Source organism: Streptomyces sp. E11-3 (assembly GCF_046540415.1).
GTDB lineage: Bacteria > Actinomycetota > Actinomycetes > Streptomycetales > Streptomycetaceae > Streptomyces.
This window is the reverse complement of the sequence record NZ_JAZGRL010000001.1, coordinates 1,762,202-1,779,979: the sequence shown is the minus strand read 5'-3', so window position 1 is coordinate 1,779,979 and position 17,778 is coordinate 1,762,202. Positions and strand designations below refer to the sequence as shown.

Annotated in this window: 6 protein-coding genes; all 6 read left to right on the top strand. The window is 67.5% G+C overall.

Annotated features, from left to right (window positions below; all coding sequences use genetic code 11):
• Positions 1 to 58: 58 nt before the first annotated feature.
• A complete protein-coding gene (locus tag U9R90_RS07990) occupies positions 59 to 2,170 on the top strand; it encodes an AIPR family protein (protein WP_411055691.1) in 2,112 nt (703 codons plus the stop codon).
• 257 nt (positions 2,171 to 2,427) lie between these two features.
• Complete coding sequence (gene mads2 / locus U9R90_RS07985) at positions 2,428 to 4,584, top strand: methylation-associated defense system DNA methyltransferase MAD2 (RefSeq protein WP_411055690.1); 2,157 nt, start codon at positions 2,428 to 2,430, stop codon at positions 4,582 to 4,584.
• The gene (gene mads5 / locus U9R90_RS07980) at positions 4,581 to 6,005 is read left to right on the top strand and encodes a methylation-associated defense system restriction endonuclease subunit S MAD5 (RefSeq protein ID WP_411055689.1); all 1,425 of its coding nucleotides are present in this window, start codon (positions 4,581 to 4,583) and stop codon (positions 6,003 to 6,005) included. The genes mads2 and mads5 overlap by 4 nt, the downstream gene beginning before the upstream one ends.
• Entirely contained in the window at positions 6,005 to 10,399 is a 4,395-nt protein-coding gene (gene mads6, locus U9R90_RS07975; protein WP_411055688.1) for a methylation-associated defense system protein kinase MAD6, read from the top strand. Before mads5 ends, mads6 begins: the two co-directional genes overlap by 1 nt.
• Positions 10,390 to 12,036 carry a methylation-associated defense system protein MAD7 gene (gene mads7, locus U9R90_RS07970; RefSeq protein ID WP_411055687.1) on the top strand — a complete coding sequence of 549 codons (1,647 nt, stop codon included), beginning with the start codon at positions 10,390 to 10,392 and terminating at the stop codon, positions 12,034 to 12,036. Before mads6 ends, mads7 begins: the two co-directional genes overlap by 10 nt.
• Positions 12,036 to 17,723, top strand: a complete 5,688-nt coding sequence (gene mads8 / locus U9R90_RS07965) for a methylation-associated defense system ATP-binding protein MAD8 (protein ID WP_411055686.1) — start codon at positions 12,036 to 12,038, stop codon at positions 17,721 to 17,723. Before mads7 ends, mads8 begins: the two co-directional genes overlap by 1 nt.
• Positions 17,724 to 17,778: the final 55 nt, after the last annotated feature.

Sequence of the window (17,778 nt, the reverse complement as noted above, 5' to 3'; positions counted from 1 at the left end):
CCAACATCCCCTGCCTCGATAGGGTGTTGACGATCTGAGGCACTGACAGGGGTGGATCGTGAGCAAACTGCACGTGGGGTACGTCCGCAAGGCGATCGAGGACCGATTCACCGGTCTCATCGACATGTCGGACCAGGCGCGGCTGTCGGAGGCCAGTCGCCATCAGGCGTTCCTGAGCCGTGGTCTTGCCGCGCTCGCCGCGCAGATCGAGCACCCGTGCAGCGACCGGGTAGCCGCCGCGAGGGCCTTCGACGGGCAGGACGATCAGGGCCTTGACTCGATTGCGGTGGACCTCGGCGCCACACGTTCCCGGATCTGTCTGGTGCAGGCGAAGTGGAGCGACCAAAACAGGGGCGGCTTCGGCGAGGCCGAGGTGCATAAGATGTTCCACGGTCTGGAGTTGATGCTCGACCGGAACTTCGGCCGATTCAACCGCCGCTTCCAGCCGTTCGTCCCCGACATCGAACGGGCCTATGACTCTGGTACCCCGAAGATTACTCTGGTGCTCGCCCTGATGCGCGAGGCGCCGCTCAGCGACGGCGTACGCGAGCTGATCAAGATGAAGCAGGACGAGCAGAATCAGGTCGTCCGCGACATGGTCGAAGTCAAGGTCCTCGACCTGCGCGACTTCCACCGCGCGATTCTCGGCGACTCCGCCGCACCAAAGATCGACACCAGGGTGCAACTGGAGTGCTTCGGCCAGGAGTCGACGCCTTACAAGGCGATGTACGGCACCATGACCGTCCCCGCCCTCGCCGACCTCTACGAGGAGCACCGGCGCGGCCTCTTCGCCCGGAACATCCGCGACTCCCTCGACGAGAGCGACGTTAACTCCAAGATCAGAGAGACTCTGCGGGAGGAGCCCGAGCACTTCTGGTACTTCAGCAACGGCATCACTATGCTGTGCGAGTCGATCCAGCCGATCGGCCGGGCGCTGCCCGGCAAGGTGGGGAACTTCCAGCTGTCCGGCGTCAGCGTGGTCAACGGCGCGCAGACGGTGAGTGCCATCTACCGGGCCTTCACCGAGGACACGGGCGCGGCGCAGGACGGCCGGGTCCTGGTACGCCTGATCTCCTTGGAAGACTGCCCGCCAGGCTTCGGCGACCAGGTGACCACCACCACGAACACGCAGAACCCGATCGAGGAGCGCGACTTTAAGTCGCTTGACCCCGGCCAGGTCAGGCTCCGCGACGACTTCGCCATGCTCCTCAAGCGCAGTTACGTCATCAAGCGCGGTGAGACGGTCCCCGACCCGGCGCACGGCTGCTCCATTACCGAGGCCGCCGAGGCGCTCGCAGCCGTCAGCCCGAACGCCCGGCTCGCAGCCGTGGCCAAGCGTGACGACCACCTCGCCGGGTTGTGGGAGGACCGCAACTACCAGGAGACCTTCGGCCCCGAACCGAACGTCTTCAAGGTCTGGCGCAGTGTCGAGCTTCTCCGTGAGGTCCGGGCGCAGCTGCAGCTCCTGCGCGAGGGGCTGGTCTGGCGCGCCGACGCGGCGGCCTTCTACGGCGACCTCCTGGTCACTCACATCGTTTACCGCCGCCTGGACACCCGGGCCATCGAGGACCCGGAGTGCGACTGGGCGACGGAGCTCGCTAAGGTGCCCGGCCTGGTCCGTGACTCCCTGTCCTGGGTGCTCGACGCAATCGACAACGAGTACGGCACGTCCAGCCACATCATCGCCGCCGTCCGGAACACGGAACGGATCGAGCGAGTGGTACGTGCGGCCCTGCGCAAGCTCGACTCCGAGGACGAGGCGCCGGCGCTCAACGAGGACTATCGGGTAGCTACGGCCGAGGCTCGGGGACGGAAGGTGAACGCAGTGACGACCTTGGTCGCCGCCGGCGAGATTGAGGAGGGCACGGTTCTGGAGTTTCGCCCGTACAGCAAGCCGGAGCGCCGCGAGATGACTGAGTGGCTGGCGGCGGATCCGCGGCGGGCCCAGGCGACGTGGAGCAACGAGGCAGGGCGTAACCCCTTGCAGTGGCACGCCGACGACGAGTGGTACTCGCCCAGTGGCCTCGCGCGGAAGATGCGCTTCGAGGCGTCCGGGGTGGACAGCGCCGCGCAGGGCACGATCCGGTGGTTCCTGCCGGGGCAGGGGTCGCTGGACGAGCTGGCACTGGCGGTGCGGCTGCGGGAGGGCAACGAGCCGACGGAGAAGTGAGCGCGGGCAGGGAGTAATGAGCTGAGGGCGCCGCTGGCCCAGCCCCGTTGTCCGCTTCTGCCCAGGCGTTGTCGGTGCTCGCCTGTAGGGTCCGGAAACCCCGGACCGCGCACCCTCCGGCCTGGCGGAACGCGCCTTAGGAGGCGCCCCTGGGGCCGTAGGATCACAGATGGCAACTGTGTTAGCGCACGCAAGGACCGCCCCGGGGCGCAGGCCCCTACCCGCACCACCGAGCACAGGAAAGTAGCAGCACGCCGATGGAGGAACTGACCTTGGACCTGGACATCCCGCAGCAGCCCGAGGACGGCGCGGAGCCTGCAGCGGAGGGCTCCGCGCCCAAGGTCACGGCCCTCAAGGAGGGCCAGGTCGTCGACTACATCTCCGGCGAAGCGATCAAGGAGACGGAGAAGGAAAAGGTCCGGCAGCGGATCGCCCGCGCCCTGGTGCACGAGCACGGCATCGACCCCGGCGACATGCAGCGCGACTTCTCCGTCACGGTCAGCGAGGAGGGCGCCAAGCGGAAGCGGAGCAAGAAGGCCGACATCGCGATCTTCGAGTCCGGCGCCCCGCACACCACGGCGAACCTCCGGCGGGTGGTGATCTGCAAGCAGGAGCCCAAGCGCGGGAAGAACGTCGTCAAGCTCCGCGAGCCCGACCAGGCCCGGAAGGACCTGGAGGAGCTCCAGGAGCTGATGGGCAACGAGGACCGTCCGCAGTGCGCGGACGGTATGTGGACCGACGGTGTCGACTTCTTCTTCCTCAAGAAGGTGGTCGGCGACTTCGGTGCCGACTTCGAGGACCGCAGCAACTGGGAGGTCGCCGACGGCACCCTCGGCAGCCGCACCGTTGCCTCGCACCAACGGCTGCGCCAGGCCGACCCGGAGATGCTCAAGATCGCCTTCCGGCGCTGTCACAACTACATCCACGGCAACGAGGGCATGCCGAAGGACGCCGCCTTCTGGCAGTTCCTCTACCTGCTCTTCGCCAAGATGTACGACGAGCGGGTCAGCCACGGCTCCGTGCACGGCCGGTTCCGCACCGGTCTGAAGGAGATGTTCGACCCGAACGGTCGCGCGGCCATCAGCAAGCGCGTCAAGGAGCTCTTCGAGGACGTCAAGAGTGAGTACAAGGACGTCTTCAAGCCCACCGACGAGATCACCCTCTCCGACCGGGCTCTTGCCTTCATCGTCAGTGAGCTCGCCCCGTACGACCTGATTGGCACGGATGTCGACGCCAAGGGCATCGCCTATCAAGAACTCGTCGGCACCAACCTGCGCGGTGACCGAGGCCAATACTTCACACCGCGCGGCGCGGTCAACCTGATGGTCGAGATGCTCGACCCGAAGGAGGACGAGACCGTCCTCGACCCGACCTGCGGCACCGGCGGCTTCCTCCAGGCCACGCTGAAGCACCTGCACCACACCTGGAAGAAGGAGGCTGGCACGTTCGGCTTCCCGGACACCCCGGAGGAGCGGGAGCGGTACGGAGACAAGCTCAAGGTGTTCGCGGAGGAGCATCTGTTCGGCTCCGACTTCGACCCGTTCCTGGTGCGTGCGACGACCATGGCGATCATGACGCTCGCGCAGACCACGGGGAACGTCTTCCACATGGACTCGCTCGCTTTCCCGCGCGGGCACCTTGCGGGCGTGGAGGCAGCGAAGAAGAAGATCCCGCTCGACAAGCCTACCGTGGACGTACTCCTGACCAACCCGCCCTTCGGCGCGGACATCCCGGTCAGCGACGAGTCGGTGCTCGGGTCGTTCCGTAACGGGATCGCCAAGTCCTGGGGGCGTAACAAGGAGACCGGCGAGGTCGAGGCGAGCACGACCAGCATGCCGTCGAGCATGGCGCCGGAGCAGTTGTTCATCCAGCGAGCCATCGAGTGGGTCAAGCCGGGCGGACGGATCGGAATCGTCCTGCCGAACGGCATCCTGTCGAACCCGGGGCCGACGGACGAGGCGATCCGCCGGTACGTTCTGCGGAACTGCTGGGTTCTCGCGAGCGTCGAGCTGCCGGTAGAGACGTTCGTCGTCGACGCCAACGTCAACATCCTCACCACGCTCCTCTTCCTGAAGCGGAAGACCCGGCAGGAGATCCAGAACCACGACCTCGGGACGGAGAAGGCGTACCCCGTCTTCATGGCCGTCGCGGAGAAGGTTGGCTTCGACCGACGCGGCAACGACCTCTACAAGCGTGAGCCCAACGGGGAGATCGTGGTGGAGACGGAGGTCGTCATGGAGCGTCTTCGTGTCCGGGGTAAGGAGGTGACCCGGCCACTGACTCGCAGCAAGAAGGTCATCGACAATGACCTCCCGGTGATCGCGGAGAAGTACCGGGAGTTCCGGGCCAAGTACCCGGTGCCGGGCGTGGACCCGCGTACGGCAGGGTCGGCGGGAACGGAGGTCGGGGCGTGAAGGTTGCCGAGCTGTCCAATCCGGTGAAGTCCGACTGGTTCGCGGATCAAGGGCTTCGGCTTGATGCCTCGCCGTACGTGGCGGGGTCCATGAAGACGAAGAAGCTGCTGGAGCAGTTGCCGAGGACGCAGCCGCTGGTGAGTCTGACGGCGGGGCACAAGGGCGGACTTTTCAGCGGACCCATGTTCCGGCGGGTGTTCCTTACCGATCCTGAGCACAGCGTGCCGTTCCTCGGTACCAAGGATATGATGGCGGCCGACCTGACCGGGTTGCCCCGGCTGCGTAAGTCGGATGCGGAATCGCCAGCTCTGTCGTACCTCCAGCTCAAGCCTGGAATGACCTTGGTCTCGCGCTCGGGATTTAACGCAGGAAGGCGTGCGTACGTCCGGCCCGACATGGGTGATTACTGGGCCTCGGAGGACACTGTCAAGGTCGAGCCCGATCCGGAGAAGATCAAATCCGGATATCTGTACGCCTTCCTGCTCAGCAAGTTCGGTGAGTCGCTCGTGCGAGGGTCGGTGTATGGCTCGGCCGTGAAGCACATCGAGCCGCATCACATCGCGGGGCTGCCAGTGCCGCGATTGGGAACGAAGCTCGAGGGGCAGATTCACGATCTGGTGGAAGAGTGCGCGCGACTACGTGCCGAGTTCCAGTCGTCCTCGGTCAGCGCGACGAAGGACCTCTTCACGAGTGTGGGGCTGCCCGAGCTGATCGATGTCGGCTGGCATCAGCAGGAGCGGGACCTCGGGTTCGAGGTTCCGAGTGTGAGTGCGATGTCGTTGCGGGCGCTGAATTTCGCCCCTAGGGCCCGGCAGTTGACAGAGAAGCTGGCATCCGTACCGAATGCCAAGCTTGGTGACATCTGCTCCGGCGGGCAACTCGGATCTGGGACCAGGTTTGCCAGGGTCGAAAGCAACCCTGAGTACGGAGTCCAACTCATCGGACAGCGGCAGGGCTTCTGGTTGCGCCCCGAAGGGCGCTGGATCAGCGCTGCTCACGCTCCTGCTGGAATTTTCGCCAGCGACGAAACGATCATGATCGCTGCGCAAGGCACTCTGGGTGACAACGAAGTTTTCTGTCGACCGCTGTTCGTAACTGGCCGTTGGCTTAAGTACGTATACACCCAGCACTTCCTCCGCGTCGTCAGTGGCGATCCTGGGATCTCCGGTGCCTACCTCTTCGCCTTCTTTCGCTCCGAGGCAGCCTTCCGCCTGCTCCGCTCTCTGAGCGCAGGCGGCAAGCAGCAGGACATCCACGAGCACTTGCGCGACGAGATCCCGGTCCCTGTCGCGCCCCCCGCCGACCGCGACCGCATCGCAGCCACCGTCCGCCACGCCTACAAATGCCGCGACGAAGCCGACGTCCTGGAGGACCAGGCCCTCGCGCTGCTCACCACCGCCATCGAGGAGGCTGCCGGCTAATGGGTGCCAGGATCGTTGCTGTTGGGGAGGCCGTCAACGATGCCGAGCGGAGGGTGATCGCGCACCTGCGTGATCACGCCCCCGACGACTGGACGGTCCTGCACTCCGTCGAGATTCCGTACAACCGGAACGAGCTGTTCGAGGTCGACCTCGTCGTGGTCACCGGGCACGCCGTGTACGTCATCGACGTCAAGGGCACCCGGGGCCGCATCGAGGTCGACGGCGGCCGTTGGCAGCCCTTTCACCGGGCGCCGTTCCGCTCCCCGCTGCCGAAGCTGCGCGGGCACGCCAAGCAGCTGAAGACGCTCCTGGAGACGGCCCACCGTCCGCTTTCCCGGCTCTACACGGACGCCCTCGTAGTCCTGCCCGCACCCGATGCCCTGCTCGTCGACCGGACGCCCCGTCAGCACGACGCCCGTGACACCGTCACCCTCCCGGACCTTATTGGCCGGCTCGCGGACGTGAGCCGCGTACCCACCTCGACCAACCGCTTCGACACGGATGTCTCCGCGAACCATGAGCTGATCGTGCGCACCGTGCAGGGTTCGTCCCGGCCGCCGTCGGGGCCTCTGCGGTTCGGCAGCTGGGAAGTGATCGAGCGGCTGAGCGAGACGGGCCCGGAGGAGGGCGACGACGTCCACCGCGAGTACCGGGCGAAGAACGCCCTCGCGGTGCAGGGCTCGGGCACGGTCCGGCTCTCTGTCCGCAGGGCGGATCCGTATGCGCCGGAGGCCGAGCGGCTCCAGCAGCAGAAGCGGATCGGCATCGCGTACGAGGCGCTCGGCAAGCTGCCCTCGCATCCGAACATCGTCGGAGTGCGGGACTTCTTCGCCGACGAGGACAAGGACTCCTTCGTCACCGTCTACGACGACGTTCCGGGGCACGCCCTCGCACTGCACCTGAACGGGGCCGCAGACCCGCTGACCGCCGACGCGAAGCTGCGGACGATCCGTCACATGCTGATGGGACTGGCCCACGCGCACAGCCGCCTGATCGCGCACCGCGAGCTGAACCCGTCCACCGTGCTGATCGCGCAGGACGGCCGGGCAATGCTGACCGGTTTCGAGTACGCGAAGACCGCGCAGCGCCGCGCCCACACGGTCATGCGGGAGGCGTACCAGGTCGCCGATCGCGCGTATCTGGCGCCCGAGTGCCATGCCGACCCGGCGGCGATGGGGATGAAGTCGGACATCTACGCGGTCGGCGTCATCGGGTTCCAGCTCCTCACCGGCGAGCTGCCGTTCACCTCCGCAACCGAGCAGGCCGACGCGGCAGGGCGGCTCCCTGCGCAGGTCCTCGAAGCCGCCGAGGTCCGTGTAGAACTGGCCCACTGGCTGCAGAAGTTGTGCGCAACGGCTCCAGACGACCGGCCGACCACTGTGGAGGCGCTGCGCCGTCTGGATCTGGTGACGGGAGCGCGGAGGGTTCCAGCCCGGCGTATCGGCTCCTCGGCCGCAGTTCCCCCGGCTCGTCCTGAGCCCGCCGCCGGGCAGCCCGTGCAGGACGGTCCGCGGGGCCCGGAGTTCTACCGTGACCTGCCGGCCGACCACCAGCTCGGTACGAAGTATCTGGTGCGCCACCGTCTGGGCCGTCCCGGCTCGTTTGGTGTGGCCTACCGGGTGTACGACACGATAAGGAGTGTCGATCGGGCGGTGAAGCTAGTCCTGCGGGACCGGGACTCTGTCCTAGAGCGGCTACGCCGCGAGGCGGGCGTCCTGGATCGGCTGCAGAACGCCCCGCACCCCAATGTGGTGTCGATGGTGGACGCGGACCGGCTGATGCCGCCGGACGAGTACCCGTACCTGGTCTTCGAGTTCGTCGACGGCAAGGACGTCGCCGAAGTGATCCGTGGCGGCCGGATGGGCGCGGCGGACGTGCTGCGGCTCGCGATCGACACCGCGCGCGGGCTGCGTCACATCCACGAGCGCGGGGTGTGGCACTGCGACATCAAGCCGAGCAATCTGCTGTGGACCGACGACGGCGTCAAGCTGATCGACTTCGGGATCTCCAAGACCTCCGACTCATCCGAGGGGCACAGCTACACCAGCCCCCGGTACAGCCCGCCGGACCTGGACCAGGTGCCCGCCGACGCCTCCGGCTACACCGACCGCGACCTGTTCGGCCTCGGCGTCACGCTGTACGAGGCGCTGACCGGCGGGCAGTACCCGTGGGAGGGAGTCGGGCGGCCTTCGCCCGGAGTGCCGCCGGTGGACCCGCGCACCGCGTACAGCGGTTTCGGTGATCTGGCACCCGGCTTCGCCGAGATCATGCTGCGCGCGATCTCCCCGTACCGGGCGGAGCGGTTCTCCACGGCCGAGGAACTGCTGCGCGCGCTGGAGGCGCTGGAATCCGCGCGCGTCGCCCCCGCACCTCCACCACCGGCTGTGGCCCCGTCGTCCCCGTCCGAGCGGGCCGAACAGCCCCCGGCGCCATCGTCGGAACCCGGCACCGGCCAGGAGCCGCAGGACCCCGAGCCGAACGCCAACCCGTTCGTGGCCCACCTGCAAACGCTGTACAGCCAGAGCCGCCGCAGCAACCGCGGCACCCGCGGCCTTGACCCGCACACGATGTCCGTGTACGTCGAGACGGCCCTGGACCGGGAGCTCGTGCCCGCACTGCGGGAAGGCCGGCACACGCTGGTCGTGGTGACCGGTAACGCGGGCGACGGCAAGACGGCCTTCCTGGAGCGATTCGAACGCCAGGCGCACGAGCTTGGGGCCGAGTTCGGGCCCCGCCGGGCCAACGGCAGCGACTTCAGCCTGGACGGGCATCGGTTCCGCACCAACCACGACGGCAGTCAAGACGAGGGTGAGATCAGCGGCGACGACGTACTGGACGAGTTCTTCGCACCCTTCGCCGGGGCTGACGCATCGGCGTGGCAGGTCGCGGGGGAAACCCGGTTGATCGCCATCAACGAGGGGCGTCTGGTCGACTTCCTCAGCCACCACCACGACCGCTTCCCGCACCTCGCCAAGGTGGCCAACCTCGGCCTGGCGGGCCGGGACACCGGGCAGGCCGTCGCCGTCGTCAACCTCAACGCACGTGACGTCGCGGCTCGTTCCCTCGACGCCGACGGCGAACCGCAGAACGGCGAATCGCTCCTGGAGCGCATGCTCGACCGAATGACACACGACCGGTTCTGGGAGGACTGCGAGCGCTGCGACCTGGCCGCCACCTGCTACGCCCGGCACAACGCCCAGACCTTCCAGCACCCCGCCGCCGGCCCGCAGGCCGCGCGTCGTCTGCGCCGCCTTTACGAAGTGACCCAGCTGCGCGGAAGGCTCCACATCACCCTGCGCGATCTGCGCTCCGCGCTCGCCTACACCCTCACCTCGGGCCGCGACTGTGCAGAGATCCACCAGCTGTACGCGGCCGGTTCCGGTCAGGAGATCCTAGACAGCTTCTACTTCTCCGCCCACCTCGGCGCCCCGGCCGCCGCCGATGGCAGTCCGCGCGAGCGGGACCGACTGCTGACCCTGCTGCGCGAGGCCGATGTGGCGGCGGTCCCGCAGCCGCAGCTCGACCGTCGTCTGGACTACGCCGGGCTCCTGGAGGACCGGGCGCTGGTCGCGGTCGACGGGCGTGGCGACCGCGATCGCGTACTGCTGCGCGGCGCGTTCGAGCAGCTCGGCCGGTCGGTCACCGAACGCGTCTCCCAGGCCGCGGCCCACCGCCACTACGTGGACGCGGCCCGCCGCCTGCTCTACTTCGAACTCCACGACGAGGATCGTGCGGAGCGGATGCTGCCGTACCCGTCGGTGCTGCACTTCATGGCGCTGTTGTCCAGCGCAACGCAGACGGGCACCAAGGATCGGGATCGGATCCTGCGGGCGCTCAACCGTGGTGAGGGACTCGTGGCACCCGAGCGGATCGGCGACGCCCTCGCGCTGAAGGTGCGCGACGTACCCGGCGGCACCATCCGTACCTTCCGCCGCTTTCCCGCAGAAGGGTTCCGGCTCGAACCAGGTAACGCGGCGGCCTCGCCGTACATCGAGTCGGGGCGCACCTCGCTGCGGCTGAGCTACCGGGATCCGGCCGGCAGCCAGGGCGGCACGGCCGAACTCGACATCCGGCTCGACCTGTTCGAGCTTCTCCAGAGGTTCGAGCGCGGCTACCGGCCGTCCGTGACCGACCTGCAAGGGCAGCAGCTCGCCCTCGCCGTGTTCAAGAACCGGCTGGCGGCCGTGCCATACCAGGAGATCCTGCTCACTACACACGGACACGACCTGCGACGGATCCACCGCACTGAGGACTCTGTCCTGCACATGGAAGAACTGACAGCACGGTCCGGCGACGACCACAGCGGGGCGGACGGCGACGGTCCGGCTGTCGTGGGCACTGCGGTCGGCATCGCACGGGACGCCGCGAGGGCGGAGGAGACGACATGGCGCTGAGCGGTTCCTTGGGGACGTTCCACCACCCCGGCATCAGCCGGCTCGACTACAAGACACTGGACATGGACCGTGTCCTGACCGGACTGCTCGCGCGTCTGTGGCATCAGGGCATGCCCAGCAAGATCAACCGCTCCAACGAGCTCAAGGTCGACGTCTTCGTCAAGCTGTTCCTGGACCACCCGGAAGTCTTCGATGGCTTCGACCGGGAGACCACCACCCGGTGGGCCTCCACCCATCTCCTCGACATGGTCAACCGGGGCAGGGCCACCGAGGCTGTGGCTGGCCCCAGGCCGCTGCACGGTCTCACCTACCGGTTCCGCAACAAGCGCAAGTCCCGCCCGTACGGGGCCGACGAGCAGCTGTACGAGATGCTCGCCACCGACGAGGGGGTCCTGGACCAGCTCCGCGAGTTCTTCTTCTCCGACGTCGACCGCGCCACTGCGGAGATCACCCCGGGGACGGACACCGACGTGGAGACCCAGGCGCTGCTCCACCTGGTGGAACAGGCGGGCGGACAGATGCGGGACCGGCCCGACACCACCCGCCCCCGCACCCCCTACCCCGCCCTGTGCGCCGAACCGGCCCGCCAGCTGTGCCGGGACGTACTGCGGCTGCTTTACCACCAGGACCACATGCCCCGGACCGTGCTCGTGGATTACCTGAAGATCCTCTTCGCCTTTCACCTGGCCCTCTACCACCTGCGGATGATGAAGCTGCTGCCCGCCGTGATCGAGGCCGGATCGGCGCCCGCCGCCTGCCGGACCGGACATCAGGACACGCCTACGGCGGACCGCTGCCCGCACCGCGTCCGGCTCTTCGTCGACGTCGAGGGCGTGCCCGGCACCCCGGCGGCCGCGCTCGCCGAACGCAGCGCCGGCATTTGGTACGGGCGGATCACACGTTTCGTCCAGGCGACCTATCAGATCAAGAAGCTCGACGAGTTCTCCGAGGACCTCGTCAAGAGCCAGAAGCTGACCCCGCCCGTCGGCCGGAACTACTTCACCCCGGCGGAGGTCCTGCGGCGCCTCTCCACCCATCCCAAGGAACGCGAGGCGTTCTTCCTCCAGCGCGCCACCCGCGTACGGGACGAGGAGAAGGACCTTCCCTCGGAGCTGAAGCAGATCACCCAGCTCGGGCTCAACGCCTTCGACGAGTACATCGAGATGCTGATGCACTACAAGGGGAGCTACTACCGCAGCTACTTCATCGACTGCCTCGACTCGATGCTGCTCAAGCACCGGCCCGGTGCCCTGCTCGCCCAGCCTCGCGGCAGACGCGACAACGCCGTCCGGCGATTCGTCCTGGACGCACGCCTGCTCGAAGTGCTCCTCCAGGTGTCGCTCCTGAGGGAGGGCGACGACGACACCGGCAATCTGCGCACCGCACCCATGCGTGTGGACGAGTTCCTCACTCTCCTGCGCGAACGGTACGGACTCCACATCGACCAGCTGCCGGACGGCGACGGCTTCTCCGGCGCCCACCTGGACAACCAGGCCGCACTGCGGGCCAACGCGGCGGCCTTCCTCAACCGACTGCGCGAGATCGGCTACTACCAGGACATGTCGGACGCCTATCTGACGCAGACCATCACCCCCCGGTACACCATCGGGGCCGCGACGACGGGGGCGACGGCCTGATGAGCAGCACCAGTACCGGTCTTGCGGAGCCCACCGCGAAGGACCTCCGCGAAGCCCTCGAAGGCGTCCTCGTCCCGCGCCTGGCCAAGCTGGTCGGCGAGCGGGGAGCCGGGCACTGCATGCGGGTCACCGAGGTGGAGACCGAACTCGCGGTCTCGCTGGTCCGCCGGCTCCGGGGAGCACTCGGGCCAGCCGTCACAGTCTGCGTCCTGGGCACCGCCGAAGACCTCGCTCCCGAACAGCCGCACCACGACACCGTCGTCACCAGCACCAAACTGGTCGAACTCCGCAACCGCACCGAAGGTGACGACGGGAACGGGAACAGCCTGCCCGGACCGCTCCTCGTCTTCGTCCCCCCGGGCGCCCGGGTCAGCGCCGAGGACTCCTTCGGTATCGCGACCTTCGAGGAAGTACTCCTCAGCGACGCCTACGCGCAGCTGGCCGACCACCTTCTCGACCAAGTACCGGACCGGCTGAGGCCCGGCGTCGACGAGCTGCTCGCCGTACTCCGCGACCGGCCCGGACATGGGACGGGCGACCGGGCCGTCGCCCTGTACCTGCTGACGCTCCGGACCAACGACTACCGCGACCAGGTCGCGGGGGCCGCTGTCTACCATTTCGGCCTCGTACCCGACTTCGAGCTGTACGCCGACCCATCGCTCGTCAAGGATCGGGCCGAGCGGAACCACAAGCTGGTCGACAAACTCACCACCTCCAGCCGCTCGGAGCGCCAACGCGTCCTCGATCTGGGGCTGACCGACGCGGACTTCGCCGGCAGGCTCGCGGGATTCGCCACCCGCTGCGGCCTGGAGGACCCGGCGACATGGACCCGCCGTATCGTCGTCGACCGGGAGAACTGGACTCTCTCCTTTGGGAACTGGCGCGTCGACGAACGGCGCCGCGCCTCCGTCTCCATCGAGGTACGCGAACTCGGTCTGCCTGCCGCCGGAGACAACGCCGAGGAGCTACAGGCCCACCCGGCACTCGAAGCCATCGTAGGGCAGCCCTACCTGCTCGCCGGAGACAAGGGCGTCCGCGACCTCACACCCCGGTTCACCATCAAACCGTCCCCGCTCAAGGTGGAGGGTCTTGACCGCTTCCGCGTGGAGATCGTCTCGGAGAGCGGCGGGCCAATCGGTCGGATTGCCCACGTCACCAAGGGGACGCGGGCCAAGCCCGATTACAAGGCGCCGCTGCGCCGCCTGAACAAGATTGACTGGCAGGAAGGGTGGCACTACGTCAGAATCACCCCGCTCGACGCCTCCGGTGACGCTCTCGATATCGCCCCTGGTGCGCACGGCCTGCCCGGGGGCGAGAGCGAACGTTTCTACGTCGTCCCCGAGGGAGAGGTCGAGGAGCCACCGGAGCGTAGCGCCGGGCGCTACGACGGCATCACCCAAGCGCTGCGATCACTGCAGTTCGAGGCGCTGGCTGCCGGGGACGATCCGGCCCGTGTCACGCTGACGGACGTCCGTTGGAAGTCCACTTCGGCGCGCAGCCCCCTGCGCGTCCTCAACGCCCGCATCCACACGGCGGGAAGCGCAGAGATCCGGCTCTCCCCGCTGCTCGTGCAACTCCAGCAGGACCTACTCGCCCGCCCTCATGACACTTCCCTGCGCCGACTCGTACTGCGCCTCGACGGTATTAGCGAGGCCCCGGAGGGGAACGAGGAGGACCTGTCCCTCACCCTGACCGGGCGGGCCGCCGAGGCTTACGACCGCTATCTCGCGACGCGCCACGCCTATTTCGCCGCCCTGTGCGGCCAGGCGGGAGACCCGGCCGATACCGATCAGCTCCTGGTCAGCGAGGCTGTCGACTTTGAGGTGGTCCGGGACGAACTGGTCACCTACACCGAGGCGTACGCGGAACTGGTGGAAGCCCAGTCGCTTCAGGCCGAGCGGGCCGGTGACGGCACCCGGGGCGCCGCGCTGGTGGCGCTGGCCCGCATCCAGCAGATCGACTGCGCGGCCGTCACCCTTACTGACGGTCTCGGCGGGCGCGACACCGTCCTGCTCGTCTCCCCGACGCACCCCCTCCGCGCACTCTGGCTGGCGACCTGGTCGGCTTTGGGCAGGGACTGGGCCGCGCGCCTCGCCGGCGAGGAAAAGCGACGGGTCATCGCCACCCGCGACTCCTTCCTCCAAGCCCTCTCGCCTTTGGGCTTCCCGTTCGCCGTCCCGCGCCAGGACGGCAGGCTCATGACTGCCGCTGACAACCTCACCCCGTACTGGGCTGCCTACCTGCCCAGCGAGACCGCCGATCCCCGTGGCCTGCTTGGCCGACTCACCACCGCGCTGCACCTCCCGGCCGTCGGGCCCCGAGCCGCAGGCGGAACCGGTGCGTTGTCCGGTACGGCGCTCGCCGACCGGATCGAGCGGTACGTACGTCTCCACCCGTACGTCCGCACCCTGGTCATGAACATCGTCAACGCTGGCCGGGCCGAGATCGTCGCCGACGCCCTTCTTGAGCTGCAGCGCCGCACCCCCACCCGGGACCTCACCTACGACATTCGGCTGTGCGTGTCCGACCCGGAAGCCCCCGAGTCCGGTGCGGCGCTGGGTGAACTGATCAGCGCACAGAGTCAGTTCACCTCCACCGAGGCGGAGGCGTTCCTGCACGCCGCGGAAGGCACCCGGAGCGCGAAACTCGTCTACTCCGTTCGCTCGGTGGAGGAGTTCAGCGAACCCGGAGCGGAGTTCGATGCCCATCTGACCGTGCTCATCGACGCCTTCGGCGGGGAACAGCACGGTTCCGTCACACGCCACGACATCGCGCACGCCCCGGTCCACGGCCTAGTTCAGCCGACGTCCTCCACGTACGAGGACAACGAGCAGCAGATCGTGTGGCGGACCATGCCACGCCACGGCGTCGCTCTGCCCGCCGAGGACGCGGAGGACCTTGCCACTCTCCTGGGCCGGCTACCCGGACTCCTCGCCGGCGCTGCGGCCAACGTCGCCACCGCGGGACAGGCGCCGCGCCATGTGCCGTGCACCGTCCTTTCCCTCGACAACACTGACCGGGCCCTGCTCTACCAGGCCCACGAGGTCGGCGACTGGGTCGTCACCATCGACAGGACCCTCGGCCTGGAGTACTTCGACCACGCCGGACAACGTGACCGACCCGAGTACGTCATCGACTACGCGCCCTCGCTGGACAGCGGCCTCGGCCACCAGATCATGGTCAGTTCGAACTCGGTCGACGAACTGCGTGCCCTGCTCGGACCGACCGCCCAGCAGCACGGCCTCGACGTCGAACAGCGCCACCTCAACACCTTCTTCGAGCAACTGCGCCTGCTCTCCGGCAACCTCGCCTTCAAGCTGGCCTCCACCGCCCCCACACAGCGCACCGAAGTACTCGGCCTCGCCCTGGCCCGCCTCTACCTGGACTACCAGGACGCCCTGAACAACCAGATCGTCGTCCCCCTGGACGCCCACCCCGAGCTGTACGCCGAAGTCCGCCGCCAGGCCCGGGAACTGGGCGACGCCCTCACCTTCCAGCGCAGTGACCTCGCCCTGTTCCACCTAGACGCGCGGACCCGGACCATCACCTGCCGCCTCGTCGAAGTCAAGTGCTACACCGCGCTCGACGACATCGGCGCATACCAGCGCCTCAAAGCCAAGGTCACCCAGCAGCTCGGACGGAGCCAGACCGTGCTCACCGAGTCCTTCGATCCGGGCCACACCTCCCCGGACCGGGTGGACCGGCCGGTCAAGAACCTGGCACTCGGCTCCCTGCTCCGCTTCTACCTGGAGCGGGCGGCACGCCACGGGACCATGGGGCACGCCCCCAGGAAGGCGGCCCACGCCCTGCTCGACAACCTTGATGACGGCTACGCCCTCCACTTCACCCGCAGCGGCCTGATCTTCGACCTCGCCCGCGAGGGAACCGACCGCGAACTCGACGACGAGGTGGAGTTCCACCGCATCGGTAGCGATCTGATCACCGAGCTGATCAATGCGATTCCCACCGTTCGGCCGGGTGTACCCGCGCCCACGGACCTAGCCGTTGAGGAGCAGGATGAGGACGGAGCGGCCACCGCTCCCACCCTGGCACTGTCGCAGTTGGCTGTGCCACGGCTCTCCGATGCCGAATTCCGGGCACCTGACGTACAAGACGAGCGGGATGCCAAAGATGCTCAGGAGGAAGACTGCGGGCAGGCCGGTGGAGGCAAGGCAGTGACCCTCCTCGACACGGACGAGGTCGCGAACGGCAACGAGACCACGCCACTCACCGCACCTGAGCGTGCGGGCCGTGAGACAGGTCCGGCCCAGTCCGTGGCAAATTTGACCGTGCCTGGTGCCGACGCGGAGGGGGCGGACCCGGCGTCTCCTTCTTCGGAAGGAACCTCATCGGCTGCTTCTCCTCCGGGCGGTACCGGAAATCCGCTGCGGACGGGCACCGTCGCTGAAAGTCAGGGCTTCCATGAGTCGCCGACTATCGATGCCCAGCCCACCTCTGTCACACCGGGATCGGCTTCACCAGGGGGCCTCCCCGAGATCTTCCTCGGCGTCACCCGCCCCTCCCTGCAACACGGTGTACTCGGCGAGGTAGCCGGCCGGAAAGTCGCGGTCGATCTCGACGAAACCCACACCATCAGCCTCTTTGGCGTACAAGGAGGCGGCAAGAGCTACACCCTGGGCAGCATCATCGAGATGGCTTCGCTGCCCGCCCCGCCGGTCAACGAACTTCCCCGCCCTCTCGCGACCGTGGTGTTCCACTACAGCCGCACCATGGACTACGCACCGGAGTTCACTTCCATGGCGCGCCCAAATGTTGACCAAGCGCAGCTCCAGGTCCTGAAGGAGCGCTACGGAGCCGAACCCCAAGCGCTGTCGGACGTGCTGCTGCTTGCCCCCGCCGACCAGGTCGCCGACCGGCGACGGGAATTTCCCGGTATCGACGTCCAGCCGCTCGCCTTCTCCTCCGCCGAACTCCAGGCATCCCACTGGCGCTTCCTCATGGGAGCGGTTGGCAACCAGTCAACGTACATCCGGCAGCTGACTCGCATCATGAAGTCGAACCGCAACAACCTGAATCTCGGCGTCATCCGGCAGGGCGTGGCCGATTCCGGTATGCCCGACCACGTTAAGCAACTGGCCCAGGAGCGGCTCAATCTCGCCGAGGACTACATCGACGACAATGCCCGGCTCACCAGCCTCATCCGGCCCGGCCGACTGATCATTGTTGACCTCCGCGACGAGTACATCGAGAAGGACGAAGCACTCGGTCTCTTCGTCGTCCTGATGCAGCTCTTCGCCGAGGCGCGCAGCGGGGAGGAACACTTCAACAAGCTGGTCGTCTTCGACGAAGCGCACAAGTACATCGACAGCCCGGACCTGGTCGCCGGCCTAGTCGAGACCGTCCGCGAGATGCGCCACAAGGGAATGAGCATCTTGGTCGCCAGCCAGGACCCGCCCTCCGTACCGATCTCCCTGATCGAACTCTCCGACCACGTCATCCTGCACAAGTTCACCTCGCCGGCCTGGTTGAAGCACCTCCAAAAGGCGAACAGCGCCTTCGCCAGTCTGCGCTCTGAGCAGATGGCGCAGCTTCAGCCTGGCGAGGCGTATGTGTGGGCGAGTAAGTCCACTGACCCGGCGTTCACTCACGGAGCCGTCCGAATGCGATGCCGTCCTCGGGTGACCCGGCATGGCGGAGGGACGAAGACGGCAACGGGCGGACAGTAATCTGAGAGTGTAGACCGAAACCTGCTGTCGGCCCTGTCGTGGAAGATGCATTCAC

What these genes read in the sequence shown, in the direction of transcription:
- mads2 (WP_411055690.1), top strand. Translation starts at nt 2,428, where the DNA reads ATGGAGGAACTGACCTTGGACCTGGACATCCCGCAGCAGCCCGAGGAC.
- mads6 (WP_411055688.1), top strand. Translation starts at nt 6,005, where the DNA reads ATGGGTGCCAGGATCGTTGCTGTTGGGGAGGCCGTCAACGATGCCGAG.
- mads7 (WP_411055687.1), top strand. Translation starts at nt 10,390, where the DNA reads ATGGCGCTGAGCGGTTCCTTGGGGACGTTCCACCACCCCGGCATCAGC.
- mads8 (WP_411055686.1), top strand. Translation starts at nt 12,036, where the DNA reads ATGAGCAGCACCAGTACCGGTCTTGCGGAGCCCACCGCGAAGGACCTC.